Source organism: Porphyromonas sp. CAG:1061, assembly GCF_000435035.1.
In the GTDB taxonomy this organism is placed as follows: domain Bacteria; phylum Bacteroidota; class Bacteroidia; order Bacteroidales; family Porphyromonadaceae; genus Porphyromonas_A; species Porphyromonas_A somerae.
This window is the reverse complement of sequence record NZ_HF988932.1, coordinates 27,469-39,064: the sequence shown is the minus strand read 5'-3', so window position 1 is coordinate 39,064 and position 11,596 is coordinate 27,469. Positions and strand designations below refer to the sequence as shown.

The 11,596-nt window shown below is 46.5% G+C and carries 9 protein-coding genes (1 of these 9 cut by a window edge); all 9 read left to right on the top strand.

Annotation, left to right across the window (positions count from 1 at the left end):
* Positions 1-180: 180 nt before the first annotated feature.
* A complete protein-coding gene (gene hflX / locus QVO39_RS06850) occupies positions 181-1,419 on the top strand; it encodes a GTPase HflX (protein WP_021903553.1) in 1,239 nt (412 codons plus the stop codon).
* 41 nt (positions 1,420-1,460) lie between these two features.
* The gene (locus tag QVO39_RS06845) at positions 1,461-2,624 is read left to right on the top strand and encodes a glycosyltransferase (protein WP_021903552.1); all 1,164 of its coding nucleotides are present in this window, start codon (positions 1,461-1,463) and stop codon (positions 2,622-2,624) included.
* Between the two features lie 1,103 nt (positions 2,625-3,727).
* Positions 3,728-4,123: a rhodanese-like domain-containing protein gene (locus QVO39_RS06840; protein ID WP_021903551.1), complete on the top strand. Its 396-nt coding sequence runs from the start codon at positions 3,728-3,730 to the stop codon at positions 4,121-4,123.
* 432 nt (positions 4,124-4,555) lie between these two features.
* Positions 4,556-7,960, top strand: coding sequence for an isoleucine--tRNA ligase (gene ileS / locus QVO39_RS06835; protein ID WP_021903550.1), 3,405 nt, complete (start codon positions 4,556-4,558; stop codon positions 7,958-7,960).
* 30 nt (positions 7,961-7,990) lie between these two features.
* Positions 7,991-8,368, top strand: coding sequence for a TraR/DksA family transcriptional regulator (locus tag QVO39_RS06830; RefSeq protein WP_018027994.1), 378 nt, complete (start codon positions 7,991-7,993; stop codon positions 8,366-8,368).
* A gap of 32 nt (positions 8,369-8,400) precedes the next feature.
* The gene (locus QVO39_RS06825) at positions 8,401-9,081 is read left to right on the top strand and encodes a lipoprotein signal peptidase (RefSeq protein ID WP_288171891.1); all 681 of its coding nucleotides are present in this window, start codon (positions 8,401-8,403) and stop codon (positions 9,079-9,081) included.
* Positions 9,068-9,940 (top strand): DUF4296 domain-containing protein, encoded by an 873-nt coding sequence (locus QVO39_RS06820; protein WP_021903548.1) that lies wholly within the window; start codon positions 9,068-9,070, stop codon positions 9,938-9,940. Before QVO39_RS06825 ends, QVO39_RS06820 begins: the two co-directional genes overlap by 14 nt.
* 146 nt (positions 9,941-10,086) lie before the next feature.
* A complete protein-coding gene (locus QVO39_RS06815; RefSeq protein WP_021903547.1) occupies positions 10,087-10,701 on the top strand; it encodes an ATP synthase subunit E in 615 nt (204 codons plus the stop codon).
* 22 nt (positions 10,702-10,723) lie between these two features.
* A protein-coding gene (locus QVO39_RS06810) for a DUF2764 family protein (RefSeq protein WP_021903546.1) crosses the window boundary here: on the top strand, positions 10,724-11,596 show its 5' portion. 21 nt of this gene lie beyond the right edge of the window; the window shows 873 of its 894 coding nt (coding positions 1-873); it begins with the start codon at positions 10,724-10,726; the stop codon falls past the right edge of the window.

The window sequence follows — 11,596 nt, the reverse complement described above, 5'->3', positions numbered from 1 at the left end:
CCTCCGACGTGGGGACTAGGATCCGTCGGACCTCTGCCGAGGTCCTTTCTCAAAGACACCCTGCTAAAAACCATACGGCAAGAGCTTTCTAATGCGTAACCCCTGTACCGCAAGTATTCCTATCTCAAGTGTATCTATTCTTTTTTGTACCTTTGTGAATAAGCCAAAGAGAGAATAGAAATGAGAGACTTTATAAAGACAGATGCAGCTACCGATCGCGCCTACCTTGTGGGCCTCGTGACCCCCGATGTGTCGGAGCAAGAGGTCAATGAGTACCTAGAGGAATTGGCCTTTTTAGCACATACCGCACAGATACAGGCAGTGGAGAGCTTTACGCAAAGACTAGAGCACCCCAACGGAGCTACATTTATAGGAAGTGGCAAGCTCCAGGAGATTGCCGATAAAATAGAGGAGGACGAGATAGGAACCGTGATATTCGACGACGAACTATCCCCCAATCAGATGCGTAATATCGAGCAAAAGCTCAAGGTGCGTGTGCTAGACCGCACCTCCCTTATCCTAGATATCTTCGCCTCCAGAGCACGCACAGCTCACGCCAAGACACAGGTGGAGCTGGCTCAATACAATTACCTCCTTCCACGACTAACGAGATTGTGGAGCCACTTGGATAGACAGCGAGGCGGAGGTGCCTTGATGCGTGGACCTGGTGAGACTCAGCTAGAGACCGACCGCCGAATAGTATTGGATAAGATTGCCAAGCTCAAAGAAGAGCTAGATAAGATCGCCAAGCAGAAAGTGGTACAACGCAAGAATAGAGGTAAGATGGTGCGAGTGGCACTAGTCGGCTATACGAATGTGGGGAAGTCTACTATCCTAAATCTTCTAGCCAAGAGCGAAGTATTTGCCGAGAACAAACTCTTCGCCACCCTCGATACTACCGTCCGCAAGGTGGTGGTAAAGAACCTGCCATTCCTTCTCTCCGATACGGTTGGGTTTATCCGAAAGCTCCCGACCGAGCTGATAGAGTCTTTCAAGTCGACACTTGATGAGGTCAAGGAGTCCGATATCCTTATCCACGTAGTTGATGTGTCGCATCCCGCCTTTGAGGAGCAGATAGCAGTGGTCAATCAAACCCTCAGTGAAATACTCGACGGAGAGAAAAAGCCCACAATCCTTATCTTTAATAAGGTTGATGCCTTTACCTTTGAACCCAAAGATGAGGACGACCTCACGCCAGCCACCAAAGAAAATATCTCGTTGGAGGAGCTGAAAAAGACCTGGATGGCGAAGCAGGGTGAGGAGGACGTACTATTCATTTCGGCCAAAGAGGGGCTAGGGATTGAAGAGCTAAAAGAGCGTCTCTACGAGCGTGTGAAGGAGATCCACGTCACTCGCTTCCCTTACGACGATTTCCTTTTTAGCTATTACGATGAGACCGGTGAGGAGATGTCTCACTAGCCCATCTTTTTATTATTGATTTGAGGACGATGTAAGTAACTATGTTGGGTATTTTTGTAGATAGTTTTCCACCCGCGATAGATGGGGTAGGGGTTGGGCAGTATTATACGGCACTAGAGTTACATAAAGCCGGTGTAGATCTGTCGGTGGTGACTGCCAATGCGGAGGGCGAGCCCTTTCAGGAGCCCTTTGACGTAAAGCGATTGCCTACTATATTATTGCGTAACCGCAAGCCCTATGGCTATGCTTTTTCCACACTTCCTAGCCCTGTGCTCTCGGAGGTGAAGGGAATGGACTTTGATATTGTCCACTGTCATAGCCCATTCTCTGTAGGACTACTGGGCAGAAAGATAGCCCGAAAGAATAAGGTCCCCTTCATCGCTACATTTCACTCTAAGTATTGGGATGATATCTACCAAGCCACCAAAAGTGAAGGGATTACCGAGCTTGTGGTAGAGAAGATCGTAAAGTTTTATACCAGTGCCGATGAGGTGTGGATCGCCGACCCTTCTATCGAAAAGACACTGATTGAGTATGGTTACTACGGCCCAGTTGAGATCGTGCCAATGGGCATTGAGACCGCTGGAGTGGATTGGAGATCAGCAAGGGTTTCATGTCGCCATGAGCTAGGCCTGGCAGATGATATGCCCCTTTTCCTATTCGTAGGCCAGCACATTGTACATAAGAATATCGACCTCATTTTGGATAGCTTGGCTCTGCTTGATGACCTCCCATTTCGAATGCTCTTTGTGGGGACAGGCAATGCCAAAGAACAGTTTGAGGAGAAGACAATCGCCCTTGGGCTAGGGGAGAAGGTGAAGTTTGCTGGTTTGGTATCAGACCGCGTACAATTGATGAGCTACTACGCTGCTGCCGACCTCTTCCTCTTCCCCTCACTCTATGATACCTTTGGCAATGTGATTCGAGAAGCCGCTGCCATGCACACCCCCTCATTACTGCTACGTGAGAGTACCTGTGCCATCTTTGTGGAGGAGGGCGTGAATGGCTTTACCTCTGAGAGTACCCCACAAGCCTACGCCGATAAGATTCGTGAACTTGTGAATAACCGCCAACACCTTGATAAGGTTGCCGACCACGTCTCCCAACAGCTCGGCTCCTCCTGGAGCGAAGTGGTACGGAACGAGATTATCCCCCGCTATGAAGTACTAAGGGAGAAAAAGCTCATTGGCCATAACGGAAAATAACCCTTGCCCCCCCCTTGAGAGTGTTGCACGACATGCAATTCTCACACAGTTTCCTTCAAATCGGCTAAGACGTTGTAGGACGATTTTGTTATACCGAATTCTGGTGAAATGTAGGCTGTTGGGAAGGCGTTTGTAAGTGGTTGATAATCAGTAGCCTATTTTGGCGTTTGCCGAGTTGCAACTAAGCGATCGGTTAGTTGCAACAAAGCAAATGCTTAGTTGCATCTCGGCAATTGCTTTGTTGCATCTCGACTTTTGCTCTACTAACTAGGGCGTAAAACTTCTTGCAACAATCTCTATTTTTCACCTCGTGTACTCTCCTACCTACCACCACAAAAACACTGAACGGAATGCCATAAAAACACCGAATGACTTTTAGAGGTCAATGATTTCAGTGGTTTTAATAAGTGCTATGGATGTCCTACCAAATATCTATTTCAGATCCTATTAAGAGGGGTGATGATAGAAGCCCGAAGGGCTTCCACGGTGTATTAACCCAGCCTTCCCCCTCGCTGGTATGCGAAACGTACCTGCGAGGAGAAGGTTGGGAAGAGGAATAGACCGCAAACTACTACCCCGAAGGGGTTGCACTTTGGTATCCATAGGTTACTGTGGATATGCAACCCATTCGGGGTAGTGTGATATAATGGTGACATCGCTACCCAAGCTTCACCCTCAGGCTCGCTGACGCTCGCCTTCAGGGGGAAGCTTGGGTTATTAGTCCATGAAACCCCTCCGAGGTTTTACTTTAATCGTTGATAAATGGGCTCTTGTGAAAATCTCCCTTTTGGGGTGCCTTCTCTTTAATTAATTACCTACAATATACTCGAGACAATTCCTTCTAGGTAGTAGGTACCCTCAGGGGTTACGAATTAGAAGGTTCTTACCGTATGGTTTTTAGCGAGGTGTCTATGAGTAAGGACCTCTACCGAGGTCCTTACGCCATTATTCAACAGCTTGCATTTGACCATTCATACAACAGTCTCTTCTAATGCGTTGCCCTAGCGGGGTGGGGCGGTAATTGTCTGTTGTCTGTGCAATTATTGGTATGTTTGTGTAGTTAGGTGTACACCATGCAAATGATAATAACGTTAGAGATATAAATGAAACGAATACTTTACTACAGCATCATTATGGGGATATTTGCAATGCTTTTTGGATCGTGCCAAGCATCACAAAGGATAGAGACGGTGGACTCTGCTACATTCAAAGAACGAATTAGCGGGGCTTCAGAGGTACAGCTTCTTGATGTCCGTACTGCGGAAGAATTTGCCGAGGGGCATCTAGAGTCTGCGATCAATATTAATGTGCAGGGCCCAAGCTTTACGAAAAAGGTATGTGAGCAACTAGACAAGAGCCAGCCAATTTATCTCTACTGTCGTTCGGGCAAGAGGAGTATGATGGCCGCCAAGGAACTAGAAAAGGAGGGCTACAGCATCGTCAATCTCAAGGACGGTATACTTGGGTGGTTAGATGCAGGCTATCCGGTTTTGAAGTAGCTCTATTATTGTGTGTACCCTCAAGATGGAGCTGGGGTTACGCATTAGAATGGTCTTACCGTATGGTATTCGTAGGGGGGAGGCTATGGGGTAAGGATCTTCGAGGTCCTTACTAGAGGGCGATTAATCGGGGGTGCCTTATCGGACAAGTCAGACAAGTCGGACAAGTCGGACAAGTCAGACAAGTCGGACAAGTCGGACAAGTCGGACAAGTCGGACAGATCGGATAAGTCGGACAGATCGGATAAGTCGGACGGGTCAGACAAGTCGGACGTGGTGGACGAGCGAAAAGTTTATTTGCAACTCTAATGCGTAACCCCTAAGTTCTCGGACTGTACTAAGGCTATCTAATTGAAAAGAGGTATATTTGCACATTAATTAAATCAAGAGTAAAAAGATGGCGAGAGCCATCTATAAATAACGATAACTTGTATGGGTAGCAACAAACGATTTGCCGAACATAGCGGACTGAACTTATCAGATATCAATAAAGATATGCTTGCGAAGTGGCAGGCTGAAGATCTTTTCAAGGCTTCCCTAGCTGAGAGAGCAGGGGCACCTAGGTTTATCTTTTACGAAGGACCTCCTTCCGCCAATGGCATGCCGGGAATCCATCACGTCATGGCACGTACTATCAAGGATCTATTTTGTCGGTACAAGACTATGAAGGGGTACCTAGTAGAGCGTAAAGCTGGCTGGGATACTCATGGACTACCTGTGGAGCTTGGTGTGGAGAAACGTCTGCACATTACCAAGGCCGATATCGGAAGTAAAATCAGTGTAGAGGAGTACAATCAGGCTTGCCGTGAGGAGGTGATGAAGTACACTGCTGAGTGGCGTAGCCTCACGGAGAAGATGGGCTATTGGGTGGATATGGATCACCCCTACATCACATACGACAATCGCTATATTGAGACCCTCTGGTACCTACTAAAGCAACTCTACGAGAAGGGATTGCTCTACAAGGGGTACACGATTCAGCCCTATTCGCCGGCTGCAGGTACTGGACTTAGTTCTCACGAGCTGAATCAGCCAGGCACCTACCGAGATGTCAAGGATACGATGGCGACGGTGATGTTTGAGATCAAAGAGCCTGCAAAAGAGCTGACTGCACACGGCACGGCTTACTTTATCGCTTGGACCACCACTCCTTGGACTTTGCCAAGTAATACAGCACTTGCTGTAGGACCAAAGATTGAATATGTGGCTGTACAGACCTACAACCCCTATTCATTAGAGCCGATGACTGCTATTTTGGCGAAGCCACTACTCTCGGCATACTTCAACCCAGAAGGGGCGGAGCTACCTATGGAGATGCCTGAAAAGGGGGCGAAAGTGATGCCTTATCGAGTAATCAAAACCTATACTGGCAGTGACCTAGAGGGAATGATGTACCAGCCACTTTTCTCTTGGGTAAACCCTGGAAAGAGTGCTTATCGAGTGATTACTGGTGACTTCGTATCGACAGAAGATGGTACGGGTATTGTACACATTGCACCTACGTTTGGTGCTGATGACCAAAAGGTGGCGAATGCCCATGGGGTGCCAGCTCTGATGCTACTTGATAAGGAGGGTAAAGAGCGTCCAATGGTGGACCTACAAGGTAAGTACTTCCTCCTTGAGGAACTAGACCCTGACTTCGTAAGTGAGAAGATGGATGCCAAGGCCTATCAAGAGTTTGAGGGTAGATTTGTAAAGAATAGCTACGATGAGCAGCTCACCGATAAGGATGAGACGCTCGATATATCTATCTGTATGCAGCTGAAGCAGCGTGGGCTTGCCTTTAAGATTGAAAAGCAGAGCCACAGCTACCCTCATTGCTGGCGTACCGATAAGCCAATTCTTTACTACCCATTGGATAGTTGGTTTATCCGCAGTACCGCCCTTAAGGAGCGTATGCAGGAGCTCAATAACACGATTTACTGGAAGCCTGCAAGTACAGGGGCTGGACGCTTTGGTATGTGGCTCCAGAATCTTCAGGATTGGAACCTAAGCCGCTCTCGCTACTGGGGCACCCCGCTCCCAATTTGGAGGACAGAAGATGGGCGTGAGGAGCTCTGTATTGGCTCGGTAGAGGAGCTCAAAAAGGAGATAGATAAATCGGTTGCTAAGGGGCTGATGAAGCAGAACCCTTATGCTGGATTTGTGGTGGGCGATAATAGTAGCGACAATTATGGAAGTATTGAGCTACACCGCCCTTATGTAGATGAGATTGTACTGGTGAGTGCCTCAGGGCAGCCTATGTACCGTGAGAAGGATCTCATTGACGTTTGGTTTGACTCTGGTGCGATGCCTTATGCTCAATTGCACTACCCATTTGAAAATAAGGAGCTGATTGATGACCACGGCTTCTATCCGGCCGACTTTATTGCCGAAGGAGTGGATCAGACTCGTGGGTGGTTCTTTACGCTCCACGCCATCAGCACCATGATTTTTGATAGTGTCGCCTTTAAGAATGTCATCTCCAATGGATTGGTATTGGATAAGAATGGCAATAAGATGAGTAAGCGCCTAGGCAATGGCGTAGACCCATTTGGGGCGATTGAGGAGAAGGGATCTGACCCGCTCCGATGGTATATGATTAGTAACTCATCGCCTTGGGATAACCTCCGCTTTGATATGGATGGGGTGGACGAGGTACAGCGTAAGTTCTTCGGCACTCTCTTCAACACTTACTCATTTTTTGCACTCTATGCCAATATTGACCATTTTGACCCAGAGAGTGAGGCGATTCCTTACGAAAAGAGACCGGAGCTAGACCGCTGGATCATTTCGGCTCTCAATAGTTTGATTAAGGAGGTAACTACTGACTTGGACGACTATGAGCCAACCAAGGCAGCACGTGCGATCTCGGACTTTGTAAATGATCAATTGAGCAATTGGTATGTGCGACTAGCACGTAAGCGCTTCTGGGGTGGGGGTATGAGCGAGGATAAAGTCTCTGCTTACCAAACTTTATACCACTGTCTGGTGACCGTTGCGAAGCTTATCGCTCCAGTGTCGCCTTTCTATGCAGATCGCCTATATCGTGACCTTACCAATGGTGATAGATCGGTTCATCTCACGGTCTTCCCCGAAGCGGATGAAACACTGATCCACAAGGGGCTAGAGGAGTCGATGGACTATGCACAGCGAATCAGCAGTATGGTGCTAGCACTTCGCCGTCGTATGGATATCAAGGTGCGTCAGCCACTCTCTAAGTTTTTAGTGCTTACCGACGATGCGGTAGCACGCGAAGCAATTGACAGGGTGAAGGAGCTGATCCTTAATGAGGTGAATGTAAAGGAACTGGTGTTTGCCGATACTTCGGCCGATGTGGTTCAGCGTAAGATTAAGCCCAACTTCAAGGCTTTAGGCCCTGTCTTTGGTAAGGAGATGAAGCAAGTAGCTGCCTATCTCGGAGGGTTATCGAATAAAGATATTATTGACTTCCAGAATAATGGGAAGTTGGAGTACCTTGGCAAGGAGATTCTCCTAGACCAAGTAGAGGTGATCTCTGATGATGTGCCAGGTTGGCTGGTACAGAATGAGGGAGCCATTACAGTGGCACTCGATGAGACGATCACTCCCGAACTACGACTTGAGGGATTGGCAAGGGAGCTGGTGAATAGAATTCAGAATATCCGTAAGGCGAAGGACTTCAACGTATCGGATAAGATAAATATTGTACTCGAGAATAATAGTCAGATCGAGGAGGTGCTCAAAGCTCATCACGACTATATCGCCACCCAAGTGCAAGCTTTGGAGATCACGATGAGAGATCTCCATAATGAGGGTGAGCCACTAGACCTAGATGAGGAGGTGAGTCTCTCCATCCTGATTAATAAAGCTGAGTAAGTTAAGAACGTTTTGAATAGAGATAGAGATATGGAAAAGAATAGCTACAGTCCGGAGGAACTACAAGAATTCCGCGAGATAATAGAGAAGAAGCTAGCTAAGGCACGTCGCAACTATGACCTACTGGTCTCTACGCTGGATACGAATGATGGTAACGATATTACCGATACCACCCCTACATATAAAAACCTTACAGAGAGTGCAATGCTCCTCTCAAAGCAGGAGACTGCAAGCCAAGCGGCAAGGCAACAGAAGTTTATTAAAAACCTTGAGGCGGCACTTGTGAGAATTGAGAATGGCACTTACGGGATCTGTAGAGCCACAGGAAAGCTTATCCCCAAGGAGCGGCTTCGTGCTGTACCTCACGCTACACTAAGTATAGAGGCCAAGGAGTCGGGACATAAGTAATAGGGAAGTCTTTTATGGTTCGTTCAACCACTATGGCTTTAGATGCACGCTACACTACAAAGTCGCGTGCGTGGATAGCTATTCTATTTGCTCTCGCACTGCTACTTATAGACCAGGCTATCAAGATATGGATCAAAACCCACTTGATGCTTGGCGAGAGCATTCATGTGACCGATTGGTTTTACCTCTATTTCACTGAAAACCCAGGGATGGCTTTTGGATGGGAGGTGATAGATAAGCTATTCCTCACGATATTCCGCATAGTGGCGAGTGTAGCCATTGCGTGGTTGGTAGCTAAAATCATCAAGGGTCGGTACTCTATTGGTTTCCTACTCTGTATGGTAGCTATCTTTTCAGGGGCAGTCGGTAATATCATTGACTCCATATTCTATGGAAAGATATTCTCACATAGTTATGGACAGATAGCTACTCTCTTTCCCGAGGAAGGAGGATATGCCAATTGGCTTCACGGCAAAGTGGTTGATATGTTTTACTTCCCTATCATCAATACCACTTGGCCAGAGTGGATGCCTTTTTGGGGCGGAGAGGAATTGGTATTCTTCAGACCGATATTCAACTTTGCGGATGCTTGCATCTCTGTAGGGGTTGTCTGTCTCATCCTTTTTTATGCCCACTCATTTAGCCATCTGCTAGGCGGTTCGAAGAGTGTGGAAGAGGATAAAGTTGCCGCTAAAGAAGATGAAGAGGCTTAGACTGGGCACCATATTTCTTTTACTGATGCTCCTAATGATTCAGTGCCAAAAGCCATTTGGTGTCTTAGGAGAGAAGAAAATGAGAGCCATCACTAAGGATCTGATTCTCACTGAGGCTTACTTACAGCAGAATAATTACTCTGACTCTATTGCAATTTCATCCTACGAAGGGGTGTTTAAAAAGCATGGGGTAACTCGTGCCGAGTACGACTCTTCATTCGTCTGGTACTCTGCCAATGCCCACAAATTATCCGACATCTATACGCAAATCAATGCCGAATTGGAGGCTTCAAAAGCCGTGGTGGATACTTTTCTTACCGACTCTATACTTAAATATAGAGTGCGGTTTGAGCCAGGGGAGAGCTTTTGGTCCACAGACAAACGGCTCTACATTCCTGCTAAGGAGAGACTGTTTATTTATACTCAGTCAATATACAATAGTGAGGATCTACAGCCCTCAGACTCACTGCTCTGGAGTGTAATAGGGGTGGGAGAGTTACCCGATATGCTTGATATAGAAGTGCAGTTGCTGATCGTAAATCAAGATGGGTATCGGTTTGATAAAATAAAGGGTTCGCAAATATCAACCTCATTGTTAACTAATTCGCTTCGTCTGGAGAGCAGATTACTTCTACCCGATAGTCTTCCCCCAAATCCTCGCTTCACGCTTTTCCTAAAATTGCAGAAAAGTAATCACCCCCTTTACCTTCAACAGATATCTTTAGCCAAGAAGGAAGAGGAATTGCGAACTAGTGAGGAATCTAATGAGCCCGAGAACAAAGAGACAGCAAATGATGAGGCACTCCCTGTAGAAAACCAACAAGAGTTAGAGCCAGAAGAGCCACTAGTAGCCAATTAGCCCCACTTTCAGTACGAACAAAGTATAATTTTTCTTATTATAGCAAATTATCGTTGGTAGGGAATAATATTATTTGTAGCTTTGGAAAAATACAGAGCTTTGCTCTGAAAACCTATAATAGCGACGGAAGAGATAATAAGTAGTTTATGGACAATAAAATTCAAGAGTTAGCCGAGAAGATTTACAAGGATGGCGTAGCTAAAGCTGATGCCGAAGCAGGTCAAATCGTAGCTAATGCTGAGCGTTCGAGCAAAGCAGTGATGGAGAAGGCGGAAGAAAAAGCCAAAGCCATTATAGCCAATGCCACAGCAGAAGCAGAGCAAATCAGGAAACAATCTGTTACTGAGGTGAAGAATATGGTTAATGGCGCAGAGGAGTCTCTTCTCCTTAAGATTACCGACTTGGTCAATAGTAAGGCGGTCAAAGCAGCCATTGATGAGACTTTTGCTAAGCCTGAGTCTCTATACCAGGTGGTATTGGAAATGGCTAAGCAGACCCTTAATGATAACTCAAAGGGGGTAGAGATCACCACTAGCGATGCAGAGGCATTGGAGGGCTATATCCGATCTAAGGCCAAAGAGGTGCTTGATAATGGAGTAACGATTAAGGAGGTGGCTGGTAAGGCAGCTAACTTTGATATCTCTCCAGAGGGGGCAGACTACAAGATAAATGTAAGTAAAGAGGCATTTACGAAGTACTTCACAGAATTTATGCGTCCACGTATGCGTGAAATCTTATTTGGGGGAGAGAAGAACGCATAACCTGATTGAAGAAGGACAGACCATGAGTGAATACTATACACTAGGGGCTCAACTTCCGATGCTCAAAAAGGGTGACTATCGCAATCATGCCCTCACCAGTAGAGACTTTGTAGATATCCTCCTAAAGCAGGCAACCAAGCGAGATCGCCGACAGGTGGAGTTGCTTCTCTTAAGAGAAGACAACGCCCTCCTTTTGCAACTCCTTCGTGATAGTTCCGCAACTGAAGAGGAGGGTAAACTGTATGTACTTGGTGAGGAGAAATTGAGGACTTTGATTGACTCGATAAGTAAGCGATTAGAGGCAGAGCGTAATGCAGTGACCATTTTCCAAGAGCTTGAGTACCCTCGACTACCTAAAGGCGTCTATCCCCAATATATGATTGACTTCGTTACTACCTACCTTAAGGAGCAGATGGAGGGGGTCAATCAGTCCTATTTTTATAGCGATCTACTTTTGATGGGTTATGCCGACTATATTCAGAAGCATGGCAATAGTTTTTTACGCAAGTGGTTTGCTTTGGAATATGATATCGCAGCCATATTTGCGGCAATAACTGCTGACCAATTCAAGCTAAAAAGGGAGCAATATATTCTTGGTACGCGTCCGCTTCATCAGCTCTTACGAGAGGGCAATTGGCATGAAATTGCATATTTGCCAGAGGGAGAGATGGTTGATGCAATGCGTAGGATCGCCGATGAGAAGGACTTGGCTATCAGAGAGGAGAGAATTGATGAATACAAGTGGAACCTGCTAGATGAGGTAACCTTTACAGACATTTTCTCAATCAATGCAATGCTCACCTATCTGCTGAAGCTTCAGATACTTGAGCGTTGGGAGAAGCTTGATAAGGTTCAAGGCGAGCAACGCTTCAAGACTATTGTAGCCACTCTTAAT

What these genes read in the sequence shown, in the direction of transcription:
- QVO39_RS06820 (WP_021903548.1), top strand. Translation starts at nt 9,068, where the DNA reads ATGAAGAGGCTTAGACTGGGCACCATATTTCTTTTACTGATGCTCCTA.
- ileS (WP_021903550.1), top strand. Translation starts at nt 4,556, where the DNA reads ATGGGTAGCAACAAACGATTTGCCGAACATAGCGGACTGAACTTATCA.
- QVO39_RS06830 (WP_018027994.1), top strand. Translation starts at nt 7,991, where the DNA reads ATGGAAAAGAATAGCTACAGTCCGGAGGAACTACAAGAATTCCGCGAG.
- QVO39_RS06815 (WP_021903547.1), top strand. Translation starts at nt 10,087, where the DNA reads ATGGACAATAAAATTCAAGAGTTAGCCGAGAAGATTTACAAGGATGGC.
- hflX (WP_021903553.1), top strand. Translation starts at nt 181, where the DNA reads ATGAGAGACTTTATAAAGACAGATGCAGCTACCGATCGCGCCTACCTT.
- QVO39_RS06825 (WP_288171891.1), top strand. Translation starts at nt 8,401, where the DNA reads ATGGCTTTAGATGCACGCTACACTACAAAGTCGCGTGCGTGGATAGCT.
- QVO39_RS06845 (WP_021903552.1), top strand. Translation starts at nt 1,461, where the DNA reads ATGTTGGGTATTTTTGTAGATAGTTTTCCACCCGCGATAGATGGGGTA.
- QVO39_RS06840 (WP_021903551.1), top strand. Translation starts at nt 3,728, where the DNA reads ATGAAACGAATACTTTACTACAGCATCATTATGGGGATATTTGCAATG.